Genomic DNA, 12,775 nt, shown 5'->3' with positions numbered 1-12,775 from the left:
TCGCCTTCGGAGGGGACGCTGAAGGCGGCCAGAAGGGCGCCGGAGGCAGTGGGCAGGGCGTCATAGACGGCCGGGAGGGGGCCGCGGAAGCAGACGCCGGTGACCCGGGCGGCGGGCCGGCAAGAGAGCTCGGCGGCGGGCCGGCAAGAGGGCTCGGCGGGAGGTCGGCAAGAGGGCTCGACAGGGTGGCGGAAGGCCCGACTCGGGGGCGCCCGTCGGCGGCCCGACCGGGGAAAAGCCTGACTTGTCCGGTCACAAAAAGGGGTGTTCGGCGCATAACGGCTGTGGAGAGCTGGCCCGTACGGTTGGTCGGCTGTAGTAGCGTGCGTGCCTGGCCCAGGTCACGAATTCGCAAACGGAGGGGTCGAACGTGCCACCTCGTCGATCAGCGAGCCTGATCGCCGTCGTCGCGATGATGACTTCCCTCCTGCCGGGAGTCGCCGCCGCGCAGCGGGCACCGGCGGAGGATCAGGCCGTCGCCCCCGCTGATCCGGTGAACCTCACCGAGCTGCGTCGCGAGGCGGAGAAGGCGGCCAAGGACCTTGAGGCCGCGACCAAGGCGCTGGAGCAGCGCCGCGCCCAGATCCGGGAGTCCGAGCGGAAGCTCTCCGCCACGCTGCGGGAGCTGCAGACGGCCGAGAGGGCCTTCGCCCAGATCCGGCAGCCGCTGTCGAACCTGGTCGGGCTGCTCTACCAGCAGCCCGCGGGCGGGGAGGTGGCCGGGTTCCTGTCCGGGCAGTCCAACGGCGACACCCTGCGCAACATGGCGACCGTCACCCAGCTCGTCGCCGAGCGGGACCTGATCCTGCGGGACAGCGGTCGCCTGCAGAAGGAGCGCGAGCGGCTGGCGGGCGAGGCTCAGGAGCTCCGGGCCAGCAACCTGCTCGCGGAGGCGCAGATGGGCGCCGAGATCGAGACGCTCAGAGCCCGCTCACAGAAAATCGTGCAATCCCTGACCAAGGCGCTGGTGAAGTTGGGCGTCAAGATCAACAAGCAGGGACGGCCCGCCGCGGGGTGCGATCCGACCCGGGCCGCCTCGATGAGCGACTTCCCCAACGGGCTCATCCCGCAGGCGTACCTCTGCCCCCTCCAGCAGCGGGGCAACCAGCTGCGCGGTGACGCCGCGCTGGCGTTCATCAGCCTCAACGAGTCCTACAAGCGGCAGTTCGGCAGGCCGATGTGCGTGACCGACAGCTACCGGAGCCTGGCCGAGCAGCAGTCGGTCTACTACACCCGGCCCGGCCTGGCGGCGGTTCCGGGGCGCAGTAACCACGGGCTGGGGCTGGCCGTCGACCTGTGCGGCGGCGTGGAGCGGTTCCGTTCGCCCCAGTTCAACTGGCTGGAGGCGAACGGCAAGAAGTTCGGCTGGATCCACCCCAAGTGGGCCTATGTCAGCCCGTTCGAGCCCTGGCACTGGGAGTACGACCCCAAGATCGGTTCCCTGTTGTAAGGGCCTGGGCGCGGTCCTCGCGGGCGCGCCGTCTCCATCGCGGTCGAGCGGGCGCCACCACCGCGCGATCCGCCTGAGAAACGGGGCCGGCTTCAGGACGCCCGCGAGGATGCCTGTGAGGATCACCCGGTGCGAGGACCGATGGTCACCGACAGCCGCCCGCCCGCCTGTGCAGAGGCCAGCCCGGTCGCCTGGTCCGACGTGGTCGCGAGCACGACGAGCGCACCCCCGTTCGAGTCGCCGGCCGGGATGGCCAGGACCGTGACGTCCTCGGCCACGGTCGTCGCGGGGACGGCGCCGTCCCAGGTCGAGGCGGCGGCGAGCACGTCGACCACGTCGCCGGGGGAGAGCAGGCGTGCGGTCTCGGGGTCGGCGACGCGTACCGGGGTGGCGACCGTTCCCGGGCCGTGGGCGGCCAGCAGGCCGGGACCGAGGAGGCGGACGTCGGTCAGCGGCTCCCCGCGTCTGGCGGGACCGGCCAGGACTCTTCCGGCGAACGGCATTCCCGGTCTCAGGGCGCCGTCGGGGACGGTGTCGGGCCGCAGGGCCGCCGGTGTCAGGTCGGACGCCTTCAGCGCGCCGCCGGGGAGGTCCCTGGCGGCGACGAGGACGGTCGTCGACGCCGTGTCGGGGCTCAGGGCCAGCAGGGCGCAGCCCATCGCCAGGGCGGCGACGGCGGTGGCGACGAGGCGATGACGGCGGTCGAGCAGACGGCGCAGGACGCGCATGGCGGACTCCATGGGAAGAGCCGGGCGGCGCGGTGCCCGTGACGAGCCGTCCCCTCGGGCGAGGGGACGGGGATGACCGACTTTCGAAGGGGACGGCCCCGCTGCGAGCGGGGCGACCTCCACTGGGAACGGGCCACCACTCCGGGCGGAGGGTGGAAATGATCAACGTCAGATGGTGGCGACCTCACCACAGGAGCGGGACCACCTTCACCGAAAGCCCACGGGAGCCGTGACGGCTTCGGGGACGGTGCTCGCAGCGGACGCGGGAGCGGGACGACCCCGCCAGGGCCGGGAACCGCCTTCGGTGGGAATGGGGACAGGCCGTCCCTCCGAACGGCGACGACCCGTCCAGCCCGGGAGCCTCCCGGGCTCAGCCCGGAAGCTCGAACGGGAGCTTCAACCCGTCCAGGGCGCTCCCGCAGGGGCAGGAGCGCTCGTCGGGCAGGGCGGCGACGACGTCGACGATCAGGGAGCGCATGCGGGCGACGTTGGTCCCGAAGAAGGCCAGGACCTCCTCGTGGGTGACGCCCTCGCCCGCCTCGACCCCGGCGTCGTGGTCGGTGACCAGGGAGACGGAGGTGTAGCACAGGGCCAGCTCGCGGGCGAGGACGGCCTCGGGGAAGGCGGTCATGCCGACGATCGACCAGCCGTTGGCGCCGAACCAGCGTGACTCGGCGCGGGTGGAGAAGCGCGGGCCCTCGATGACCACGAGGGTGCCGCCGTCGGACACCTCCCACCCCGAGGCGCCGGCCACGGTGACGGCCGCCGCGCGGCCGACGGGGCAGTACGGGTCGGCGAAGGCCACGTGCACGACGCCGCCCTCGTCGTAGTAGGTCTGCACGCGCCCTGAGGTGCGGTCGACGAGCTGGTCGGGCACGACCAGCGCACCGGGGCCGATCTCGGCCCGCAGGGAGCCGACCGCGCTGGGCGCGAGCACCTGGCGGACCCCCAGGGAGCGCAGGGCCCACAGGTTCGCCCGGTAGGGGATGCGATGCGGCGGGAAGCGGTGGTCGCGGCCGTGCCGGGGGACGAAGGCGACCGAACGCGACCCGATGCGGCCGACGGTGACCACGTCGCTCGGAGGGCCGTACGGTGTGCTGATCTCGATCTCGGTGGCGTCGTCGAGCAACGAGTAGAAGCCCGAGCCGCCGATGACCCCGATGTCCGCGCGAGTGACCATGGCGCTGAGATTAGCGCGGCCGGACGGCCCGCGAGGAGCCCCGGATCGCACCTGTGGACGACCGTACCCACCGAGTGATCGCTTGCTCACCCTGAGTAGGATCGGTGGAACCGATCGGAGGCGGAGGCGCGCCATGGCTGTCCAGCGGTTCCGACGGTGGTCCCGGAAGCGAGCCGGGAAACAGGACCGGGAGCGAGCCGGGAAACAGGCCAGGAAGGGCGCCCGAGAGCGAACCCCGGAGCGGACGGGGAGCGTGGCGTTCGTCATCGGCGCGCTCATGCTCGGCATGCTGCTCGCGTCCCTGGACCAGACGATCGTCTCCACCGCGCTGCCCACGATCGTCGGCGACCTGGGCGGGCTGGCGGAGCTGTCCTGGGTGGTGACCGCCTACATCCTGGCCTCGACGGTCTCGACGCCGCTGTGGGGCAAGCTCGGCGACCAGTACGGCCGCAAGGGGCTCTTCCAGGCGTCGATCGTCCTCTTCCTGATCGGCTCGGTGCTGTGCGGCCAGGCGCGGGGCATGGGCGAGCTGATCGCGTTCCGCGGCCTGCAGGGGCTGGGCGGCGGCGGGCTCATCGTGCTCTCCCAGGCGATCGTCGCCGACGTCGTCCCGGCCCGGGAGCGCGGGAGGTACCAGGGGTTCTTCGGGGCGGTCTTCGCCGTCTCCAGCGTGGCCGGCCCGCTGCTCGGCGGCCTGTTCGTCGACCACCTGTCCTGGCGGTGGGTGTTCTACGTCAACCTCCCCCTGGGCGCCGTGGCCCTGGCGGTCGTGGCCAGGGCGCTGCCGCCGAGCGGGGAGCGGACCCGGCACACCATCGACTACCTGGGGATCGTCCTGCTGGGCGGTGCGGCGGCCTGCCTGATCCTGGTGACCACCTGGGGCGGCACCACCTATCCCTGGAACCATCCCGCGATCCTCGGCCCGGCCGTGGCCGCCGTGGTGCTGCTGACGCTCTGGTGGCGGGCCGAGCACCGGGCTCCGGAGCCGGTGATGCCGCCGAGGCTGTTCCGGATCCGGACCTTCAACGTGGCGTCGCTGATCGGTTTCCTGGTGGGGTTCGCGATGTTCGGCCCGCTCACCTACATGCCGCTCTTCCTGCAGGTCGTGCAGGGGGTGTCGGCCACCACCTCGGGCCTGCACCTGCTGCCGATGATGGCCGGGCTGCTGATCACCTCGATCACCGGCGGGATGGTCATCAGCCGTACCGGGCGGTACCGGGCCTTCCCGATCGCCGGGGGCGCGATCACCGCCGTCGGGCTCTACCTGCTCTCGTACGTGAACCCGGACATCTCCGCCCTGCAGCTGAGCCTTTCGCTGCTCGTGCTGGGGGTCGGCCTCGGGCTGGTGATGCAGGTGCTGGTCCTCGTCGTGCAGAACGCGGTCGGCTTCGAGGACCTGGGGGTGGCCACCTCGGGGGCGACCTTCTTCCGGACGATCGGCGGCTCGTTCGGCGTCGCGGTGGCCGGTGCGATCTTCAGCTCCGGTCTCGGGAACTCGCTGGAACGCCTCTCACGGACGGCCGGCCTGCCACCCGGCCTGGAGCGGACCGTCCAGGCCGATCCGACGGCCGTACGGCGGCTGCCTCCCGAGACCGCCGCGGCGTTCCTGGACGCCTACTCCGGCGCGATCGCTCAGGTCTTCCTGTACAGCGTGCCCACGGCGCTGGTGGCGTTCGCGGTGGCCTGGCTGCTGCCCGAGACGCCGCTGCGGGAGACGACGAAGGTGACCGATCCCGGCGACTGCTACGGGGCGGTACCGGTCGAGCGGTCCTCGCTGGGCGAGGTCGAGCGGGGGCTGTGGCGGCTGGCGGACGCGGACATGCGCGCCGACTACTACCGCCGCCTGGGCGAGGCGGCCGGGATGGACCTGCCGCCGGGGTCGGTCTGGCTGGTCACCCGGCTGGCCTCGTGCGGACCCCAGGCCGGGACGGACCTGGCCACGCGGGCGGGGGTGACGGTCGAGGAGGGCCGGCCGTACGCGGACGCGCTCGTCGAGCGCGGCCTGGTCCGCAGGTCCGGCGACGGAAAGGTCCTGGAGCTCACCGACGAGGGCGAGCGGACGGCGGGCCGCCTGGTGCAGGAGGCCCGCGACGGGCTCGCCCGGCTGGTCGACGACTGGAACCCCGCCGAGCATCCGCGGCTGCGCGAACTGCTGGACAGGCTTCCCCGCGAGCTGCTCGGCTCGGTCGCGGACCGGCCGCCGGGCCGTTGAACCGAGAGACCGGTCACCGTGTCCACCGTGCCGTGAGGCCGTCGTGCCGTACGGCAGGCCGCCGGAACGTACCTACCGGATCCGGTGACGGCCGGTCGGGCGGGACGCGCGGGGCTCAGGAGGCGGCGGCGGCCGGGGTGCTCGTGACCTTCGACGGCTTGGCGTCCGAGGAACCCGAGGAACCCGAGGAGCCCTTGGAGTCGGTGGAGCTCGAGGAACCCGACGAGTCCGACGACTTGGAGGAGTCCGAGGAGCCGGACGAGCCGTTCGCGGAGGTCACCGTGCTGGACGAGGACGACCTGCTGTCGGTCCGGTAGAAGCCCGAGCCCTTGAAGACGATGCCGACCGCGGAGAACACCTTGCGCAGGTTGCCCGCGCAGCTCGGGCACTCGGTGAGCGCGTCGTCGGAGAACTTCTGGACGATCTCGAACTGGTGGTCACAGGCGTTGCAAGCGTACTGGTAGGTGGGCACGCGCTCCTCCTCGTAGTGGTCCGCGCCGATTGGCACTCTGGTGGCGCGACTGCTAATGGTACGCAGCCGACAAGCATAAACGCGAGTCGGAGTTCTCGCATTCCATGGGGAGATTCCCGTCAGGTGCCCCGGCGGCCGCGGGGGAAGATCTCCGGCATGTCCCGCATCCGCCCGTACGGCGGGGTTTCGGTCAGGTGCCCTGCTCGCCGTACCAGCCCGCGAGCTTGCCCTTGCGGCTGATCGCCCGCATCCGGCGCTCGACCGTGGTGCGGCAGGCGGCCGTGGTCACCACCAGGAGCTGGTCGTCCACCCGGATCCTGGTGGAGTCGGCCGGGACGAACGTCCGGCCGTCCCTGACGATCAGGGTGACCTGCGCGTCCGAGGGCAGCCGCAGCTCGAAGATCTCCACCCCGTGCAGCTTGGACGTCGGAGGCACCCGTACCTGGAGCAGGTCGGCGTTGAGCTCCTCCAGCGGGGCCGACTCGACCTCCAGGTCGCGGGCCTCGGACGGGGTGGTCAGGCCCAGCAGCTTCGCCACGAACGGCAGCGTCGGCCCCTGCAGCAGGGTGTACACGACGACGATCACGAAGACCTCGTTGAACACGAACCTGGCCGTGCCGTCGTCCATCGAGGTGGCCGCCCACGGGATGGTCGCGAGCACGATGGGGACCGCGCCGCGCAGCCCGGCCCAGGACAGGAACGCCTGCTCGCGCCAGTTCAGCCGGTCCACGCGCAGCAGCCGGACCAGCAGCGCCGAGACGATGATCGACGCCGGCCGGGCCACCGCGACCAGGATGAACCCGGCCACCAGGCCGGGCACGATCGCGGACGGCATCTCCGACGGGCTGGCGAGCATCCCCAGCATCACGAACAGGCCGATCTGGGCCAGCCAGGCCACGCCCTCGGCGAACCCCCGCGAGGCGGCGCGGTGCGGCATCCGGGAGTTGCCCATGACCAGCGCGGCGAGGTACACCGCGAGGAAACCGCTGCCGTGCAGCAGCATCGCCCCGGCGTAGGCGACGAACGCGAGCGCGAGCACCGCGATCGGGTACAGGCCCGAGACCGGCAGCGCGATGCGGCGCAGCGCGTACGTGCCGAGCGGGGCGACCGCCAGGCCGACGGCCGCGCCCACCACCAGCTCGAAGACCACCTCGAACAGGGCGACCCCGAGGCTGGGCGAGGTGGCGGCGCTCAGCAGCATCACCGCGATGACCGCGGGGGCGTCGTTGAACCCGGACTCGGCCTCCAGGATGCCCGCCAGGCGCGAGGGCAGCGGCAGGCGCCGCAGGACCGAGAACACCGCGGCGGCGTCGGTGGAGGCGAGGATCGCGCCCAGCAGCAGCGCGGTCCGCCAGTCCATGCCGAGGATCAGGTGCACCGGGGCCGCGACGGCCACGATGCTCACCCCCACGCCCACGGTGGCGAGCACCAGCGCGGTGGGGATGGCGCTCCTGACGTGGTTCCAGCTCGTGGTCAGGCCACCCTCGGCCAGGATGATCGCCAGCGCGATCAGGCCTATCTGCTGGGCGAGCTGCGGATCGTCGAACTGCAGCCCGAACCCGGACTCGCCGATGAGCAGGCCGAAGCCGAGGAAGATCAGGAGGCTGGGCAGTCCGCTGCGGTGGGCGACGCGCACGGCGACGATGGCCGCGATGACGATCCCGGCACTGAGAAGCAGCCAGACGTCCAGTCCCATCTGGCCCCCTCTCCGACTCCGGGGACCATTGTGTCGCATTCCGAGGTGCCGTCATGCACCGTGGACACGCCCTTCCCGTCGCGATCCGGACGCCCCGCGCCCCGTCCCGTACGGCCACGACGGTGTCTCACCTGCGCGTTCTCTCCCGATCGCTCCGGTCGCTCCGGTCGCCCCGGTCGCTCCGCCGGTCCGTCGGTGCCGGGACGGATCTCACCCGTCCGCGGCGATCCTGACGATCCCGTCCGGTGTCGCGGCGTAGCGGACCGCCCGGTCGTGCGGCTCGGCGGGCACGCCGTCGAGCAGCTCGCCCTCGTGCAGCAGCGCCACCGTCGGCACGTTCGGGCCGACCCTGGCCAGCGCCCGGTCGTAGGAGCCGCCGCCCCGGCCGAGCCGCACCCCGGTGGAGGCGTCCACCGCCAGCGCGGGCACGATCACCAGCGCCGCCGTCCTGATCGCGTCGACGCCGCGCCGGGTGTCGACCGGTTCCATGAGCCCGAACCGCCCGGGGGCGAGGGTGTCCGGGCCGTCGTACACGGCCCAGTCGAGATCGTCGTCCTCGCGCAGCACGGGCAGGATCACGGTCGCGCCGTGCTTCCACAGGGCGAAGACCAGCCCGTGGGTGGCCGGCTCGGTGCCGATCGACCAGTAGCACGCGACCAGCCCGGCCATCTGCACCCAGGGCCGGTCCAGCAGGGATTCCCTGATCTGGACGGAAGCCGCGTGCCGCCGCTCGCCGGGGATCGAGGCCCGCGCCGCCTCGATCGTGGAACGCAGCTTCCGCTTGTCCACGGATCCCTCCACTAAGGTTTCGGTATGGCCGACTTCGAAGCTGTGACGAAAGCCGTAGTTCCCGCTGCGGGCCTGGGCACCCGTTTTCTCCCGGCGACCAAGGCGACGCCCAAGGAGATGCTGCCCATCGTCGACAAGCCCGCGATCCAGTATGTCGTCGAGGAGGCGGTCTCCGCCGGTCTGCTCGACCTCCTCATGGTCACGGGCAAGACCAAGCGCTCCATCGAGGACCACTTCGACCGGGCGATCGAGCTGGAGGAGGCCCTGGAGGCCAAGGGCGACGACGAGCGCCTCTCCCAGGTCCGCGAGCCCGCCGACCTGGCCACCCTGCACTACGTCAGGCAGGGCCAGCCACGCGGCCTGGGACACGCGGTCCTGTGCGCCAAGCAGCACGTGGGCAACCACCCCTTCGCCTGCCTGCTCGGCGACGACCTCATCGACCACCGCGACGAGCTCCTCAAGCGCATGATCGAGGTACGCGGCACGCACGGCGGCAGCGTGATCGCGCTGATGGAGGTCCCCGCCGAGCAGGTCTCCCTGTACGGGTGCGCCGCCATCGAGCCCACCGGCGAGGACGACGTGGTCAGGGTGACCGACCTGGTGGAGAAGCCGCCCGCCGACGAGGCCCCGTCCAACTGGGCGATCATCGGCCGGTACGTGATCGACCCGGCCGTGTTCGAGGTGCTGGAGAACACCCCGCCGGGACGCGGCGACGAGATCCAGCTCACCGACGCCCTGCGCACCCTGGCCTCGCGCGGCAGCGACCAGGGCGGGCCGGTGCACGGTGTGCTGTTCCGCGGCCGCCGCTACGACACCGGCAACAAGATCGACTACCTGCGCACGGTGGTGCAGTTCGCCGCCGACCGGCCCGACCTGGCACCGGAGTTCCTGCCCTGGCTCAAGGAGTTCCTGGCCTCGCGATGAGCCCCATGAGATCGGTCGACGACCATCTTTCCGACATCCTGAACACCGTGCGGGTGCTCGCCCCGCTGGAGGTGGAGCTGGAGCGGGCGCTGGGCACCACGCTGGCCGAGGAGGTCACCTCCCCGGTCCCGCTGCCGCCCTTCGACAACTCCGCCATGGACGGCTACGCCGTACGGGCCGAGGACGTCGCGGACGCCCCGGTGACGCTCCCGGTGATCGACGACATCGCCGCCGGCGACGGCCGCCTGCAGGCCATCGGCCCCGGCATGGTGACGCGGATCATGACGGGTGCCCCGATGCCCGCAGGGGCCGACGCGGTGGTCCCGGTCGAGTGGACCGACGGCGGCACGGTCCGGGTGGCGATCGACCGCCCGGCGCGGCCGGGGAACGCCGTCCGCCGGTCCGGGGAGGACGTGCGCGCCGGTGACGTCGTGCTGCCCGCGGGCACCTCGATCGGGCCGGCCCAGCTCGGCGTGCTGGCCGGGGTCGGCCGCCGCCGGGTGCTGGTACGGCCCCGGCCGAGGGTCGTCGTGATCTCCACCGGGGCCGAGCTGGTCGAGCCGGGGCTGCCCCTGGGATTCGGCCAGATCTGGGAGTCCAACAGCTACACCCTGATCGCCGCCGTCCGCGAGGCGGGCGGGGACGGGTACCGGGCCGGGATCGTCACCGACGACGCCTCCCGTTTCCTCGACCAGCTCGACGCCCAGCTGCTGCGCGCCGACCTCGTGATCACCAGCGGCGGTGTCTCGATGGGCGCGTACGAGCCCGTCAAGGAGGCGCTGGGCCCGCTCGGCACGGTCCGCTTCGACCGGGTGGCCATGCAGCCGGGCATGCCCCAGGGGTTCGGCGTGGTCGGCGAGGACGACGTCCCGATCTTCGCGCTGCCCGGCAACCCGGTGTCGTCGTTCGTGTCGTTCATGCTGTTCGTCCGGCCCGCGCTGCGGAAGATGCGCGGCCTGCCCGCCGAGCCCACGCCGACCGTGCGGATGGTCACCACGGCCGCGCTGCGCTCGCCCGACGGCAAGCGCTCCTACCTGCGGGGCGTGCTCGGCCCGGACGGCACGGTCGCGCCGGTGCTCAGGCAGGGCTCCCACCAGCTCGCCGCCCTGGCCTCGGCCAACGCGCTGATCGTGGTCCCCGAGTCCGTCACCGAGCTCGGCGAGGGCGCGGACGTGGAGGTCATCCCCCTGTGAGGTCTCCTCGCGCCGACGGGAACGGGGACGACCCTGTGAGGCGTCCTCGTGCGAGTGGGGACGGAGACGACGACGTGAAGATCATTTCCCTGTGAACGGAACCGGAGAGGACGCCGACATGGCCGGATTCACCCACCTCGACGAGACCGGCGCCGCCCGGATGGTGGACGTCTCCGCCAAGGACGTCTCCGTCCGCACGGCGACCGCCACCGGCAGGGTGCTGCTCGACGCCAGGGCCGTGGCTCTGCTGCGGTCCGGGGAGGTCCCCAAGGGGGACGCGATCGGGACCGCGCGGATCGCCGGCATCATGGGCGCCAAACGCACCCCCGACCTGATCCCGCTCTGCCACCCCATCGCGCTGCACGGGGTCGAGGTCGAACTGGCCGTGGCCGACGAGGGCGTGGAGATCACCGCCCGGGTCAGGACGGCCGACCGCACCGGGGTCGAGATGGAGGCGCTCACCGCGGTCTCGGTCGCGGCTCTGGCGCTCATCGATATGGTCAAGGCGGTGGACCCGGCGGCCGTGATCACCGACGTCCGCGTCGAGGAGAAGACCGGTGGCAAGACCGGGACCTGGACCCGCCCCTGAGGGCTTCGTGCCGCGCGGGCCGGGATCCTGCCCCCGAGGTCTTCGCGCGGACCCGGACCCGCTCCCTGGCCCTTCGTGAAGCGCGGGCCGGGACGCGGACCGGTCCCCGAGCCCTTCGTGGCGCGCGGGCACGGGACGACGCCCCCGGCGGACCCCGACGACCCACGACGACCGGCGGGCCCGCGCGTACCGGGGCCGGAGGGGCTGGGATGATGGCCGTCCGACCGCTCCCCGCCCGGGACCCGGGAGCCGGGGATCTCCAGCACGGAGGTGTTCGATGAGAGCTCTGGTGATCACCGCGTCCAACCGGGCCGCAGCCGGGACGTACGAGGACACCTCGGGCAGGCTGCTGGCCGAGCTGCTCACCGCGGCCGGATGCGACGTGGACGGACCCCGCGTCGTCCCCGACGGCGAGCCGGTCGAGGCGGCGCTGCGGACCGGGGTGGCCGAGGAGTACGACGTGATCGTCACCACCGGCGGTACCGGGCTGACCCCGGCCGACCTCACCCCCGAGATGACCCGGCGGGTGATCGACAAGGAGATCCCGGGCATCGCCGAGGCCGTCCGGCAGGTCAACCGGGACAGGGTGCCGACCTCGATCCTGTCCCGCGGGCTCGCCGGTCAGGCCGGGAACACGCTGATCGTCAATCTGCCGGGATCCTCCGGGGGCGTACGCGACGGCATGGCCGTGCTCGGGCCCGTCCTGGAGCACGCCGTGGACCAGATCCGCGGGGGAGACCATTCCCGCTGATCCGGGCGCCCCGCTTCCATGGCACGGCGGGTCATCTTGGGGGGATGATGGAGGGCGTGGATCGACTTCGTGGCTGGCCGGTGACCCTGACCGAGGGTCCGGTGGCACTTCGGCCGCTGCGGCTGCGGGACGTACGCGTCTGGCGGGAGTCGCGGCTTCGCAACGCGGACTGGCTGCGCCCCTGGGAGCCGACCAATCCCGAGACGCCCCTGTTCAAGACCGGCCTGGGCCCGTACGTCTCGATGGCCGGAACGCTCCGCAGGGAGGCCAGGCAGGGGCTCGCCCTGCCCTGGGTCGTCACCTACGAGGGAGCCTTCGCCGGGCAGCTCACCGTGGGCGCCATCGTCTGGGGGTCGGCCAGGTCCGCGCAGATCGGCTACTGGATCGACGGCGCGCTGGCCGGGCGCGGCATCACCCCCACCGCCGTCGCCCTGGCGGTCGACCACTGCTTCTTCACCACCGGCCTGCACCGCGTCGAGGCCAACATCCGGCCGGAGAACCAGGCCAGCCGCAGGGTGGTCGAGAAACTGGGCTTCCGGGAGGAGGGCGTCAGGCGCAGGCACCTGCACATCGACGGCGCCTGGCGCGACCACATCTGCTACGCGCTCACCGTCGAGGACGCGCCCAGAGGGCTGCTGGCGCGCTGGCGAAGGGCCCGGGAGGCGGCCGCGCACGGGGGCGGCCCACATGAAGAGGTTTGAAGAACTCGCGACACACCGCATCGAATGCTCGTCAAATAGTGACACGCGGTCTTACGGTGCGTGACATGAGCAGATCGAGGACGCCGTCGG

12 protein-coding genes are annotated in these 12,775 nt (G+C 72.3%); 7 read left to right on the top strand and 5 right to left on the bottom strand.

Features of this window, described 5'->3' with window-relative positions; translation table 11 throughout:
• Positions 1-412 precede the first annotated feature (412 nt).
• Positions 413-1,450: a D-alanyl-D-alanine carboxypeptidase family protein gene (locus tag ACIBCT_RS28620; protein WP_399193729.1), complete on the top strand. Its 1,038-nt coding sequence runs from the start codon at positions 413-415 to the stop codon at positions 1,448-1,450.
• Between the two features lie 122 nt (positions 1,451-1,572).
• Here ACIBCT_RS28620 and ACIBCT_RS28615 read toward each other — a convergent pair whose 3' ends face one another.
• Complete coding sequence (locus ACIBCT_RS28615; protein WP_399193727.1) at positions 1,573-2,178, bottom strand: flagellar biosynthesis protein FlgA; 606 nt, start codon at positions 2,176-2,178, stop codon at positions 1,573-1,575.
• Between the two features lie 370 nt (positions 2,179-2,548).
• The gene (locus ACIBCT_RS28610; RefSeq protein WP_399193725.1) at positions 2,549-3,358 is read right to left on the bottom strand and encodes an S-methyl-5'-thioadenosine phosphorylase; all 810 of its coding nucleotides are present in this window, start codon (positions 3,356-3,358) and stop codon (positions 2,549-2,551) included.
• A gap of 253 nt (positions 3,359-3,611) precedes the next feature.
• Between ACIBCT_RS28610 and ACIBCT_RS28605 the strand changes: the two genes are divergently transcribed.
• Positions 3,612-5,570, top strand: coding sequence for an MFS transporter (locus ACIBCT_RS28605; protein WP_399193723.1), 1,959 nt, complete (start codon positions 3,612-3,614; stop codon positions 5,568-5,570).
• 115 nt (positions 5,571-5,685) lie between these two features.
• On the opposite strand, the gene ACIBCT_RS28600 is transcribed toward ACIBCT_RS28605, so the two are convergent.
• From ACIBCT_RS28600 to ACIBCT_RS28590, 3 genes are all read right to left on the bottom strand, one after another.
• Positions 5,686-6,042, bottom strand: coding sequence for an FmdB family zinc ribbon protein (locus ACIBCT_RS28600; RefSeq protein WP_399194036.1), 357 nt, complete (start codon positions 6,040-6,042; stop codon positions 5,686-5,688).
• A 190-nt stretch (positions 6,043-6,232) separates the two neighbouring features.
• Positions 6,233-7,738: a potassium/proton antiporter gene (locus tag ACIBCT_RS28595; RefSeq protein WP_399193721.1), complete on the bottom strand. Its 1,506-nt coding sequence runs from the start codon at positions 7,736-7,738 to the stop codon at positions 6,233-6,235.
• Positions 7,739-7,948: 210 nt separating this feature from the next.
• Positions 7,949-8,527 (bottom strand): 5-formyltetrahydrofolate cyclo-ligase, encoded by a 579-nt coding sequence (locus ACIBCT_RS28590; RefSeq protein ID WP_399193719.1) that lies wholly within the window; start codon positions 8,525-8,527, stop codon positions 7,949-7,951.
• A gap of 24 nt (positions 8,528-8,551) precedes the next feature.
• Between ACIBCT_RS28590 and galU the strand changes: the two genes are divergently transcribed.
• From galU to ACIBCT_RS28565, 5 genes are all read left to right on the top strand, one after another.
• Positions 8,552-9,451, top strand: coding sequence for a UTP--glucose-1-phosphate uridylyltransferase GalU (galU, locus tag ACIBCT_RS28585; protein WP_344899327.1), 900 nt, complete (start codon positions 8,552-8,554; stop codon positions 9,449-9,451).
• Positions 9,452-9,456: 5 nt separating this feature from the next.
• Positions 9,457-10,644, top strand: coding sequence for a gephyrin-like molybdotransferase Glp (gene glp, locus ACIBCT_RS28580; protein WP_399194034.1), 1,188 nt, complete (start codon positions 9,457-9,459; stop codon positions 10,642-10,644).
• Between the two features lie 118 nt (positions 10,645-10,762).
• On the top strand, positions 10,763-11,233 hold the full coding sequence (moaC, locus tag ACIBCT_RS28575; protein ID WP_344900065.1) for a cyclic pyranopterin monophosphate synthase MoaC: 471 nt from the start codon (positions 10,763-10,765) through the stop codon (positions 11,231-11,233).
• A 277-nt stretch (positions 11,234-11,510) separates the two neighbouring features.
• Positions 11,511-11,984 carry a MogA/MoaB family molybdenum cofactor biosynthesis protein gene (locus tag ACIBCT_RS28570; protein WP_344899325.1) on the top strand — a complete coding sequence of 158 codons (474 nt, stop codon included), beginning with the start codon at positions 11,511-11,513 and terminating at the stop codon, positions 11,982-11,984.
• A 47-nt stretch (positions 11,985-12,031) separates the two neighbouring features.
• Positions 12,032-12,685: a GNAT family N-acetyltransferase gene (locus tag ACIBCT_RS28565; RefSeq protein WP_399194032.1), complete on the top strand. Its 654-nt coding sequence runs from the start codon at positions 12,032-12,034 to the stop codon at positions 12,683-12,685.
• Positions 12,686-12,775 lie beyond the last annotated feature (90 nt).

The sequence above is a fragment of the Streptosporangium sp. NPDC050855 genome, assembly GCF_044456585.1.
In the GTDB taxonomy this organism is placed as follows: Bacteria; Actinomycetota; Actinomycetes; order Streptosporangiales; family Streptosporangiaceae; genus Streptosporangium; species Streptosporangium longisporum.
This window is presented reverse-complemented; position numbering and strand designations above follow the sequence as displayed.

Coding starts and splice junctions, on each gene's coding strand:
- ACIBCT_RS28620 (WP_399193729.1), top strand. CDS start 413: ATGATGACTTCCCTCCTGCCGGGAGTCGCCGCCGCGCAGCGGGCACCG.
- ACIBCT_RS28615 (WP_399193727.1), bottom strand. CDS start 2,178: ATGCGCGTCCTGCGCCGTCTGCTCGACCGCCGTCATCGCCTCGTCGCC.
- ACIBCT_RS28610 (WP_399193725.1), bottom strand. CDS start 3,358: ATGGTCACTCGCGCGGACATCGGGGTCATCGGCGGCTCGGGCTTCTAC.
- ACIBCT_RS28595 (WP_399193721.1), bottom strand. CDS start 7,738: ATGGGACTGGACGTCTGGCTGCTTCTCAGTGCCGGGATCGTCATCGCG.
- galU (WP_344899327.1), top strand. CDS start 8,552: ATGGCCGACTTCGAAGCTGTGACGAAAGCCGTAGTTCCCGCTGCGGGC.
- glp (WP_399194034.1), top strand. CDS start 9,457: ATGAGATCGGTCGACGACCATCTTTCCGACATCCTGAACACCGTGCGG.
- moaC (WP_344900065.1), top strand. CDS start 10,763: ATGGCCGGATTCACCCACCTCGACGAGACCGGCGCCGCCCGGATGGTG.
- ACIBCT_RS28570 (WP_344899325.1), top strand. CDS start 11,511: ATGAGAGCTCTGGTGATCACCGCGTCCAACCGGGCCGCAGCCGGGACG.
- ACIBCT_RS28565 (WP_399194032.1), top strand. CDS start 12,032: ATGGAGGGCGTGGATCGACTTCGTGGCTGGCCGGTGACCCTGACCGAG.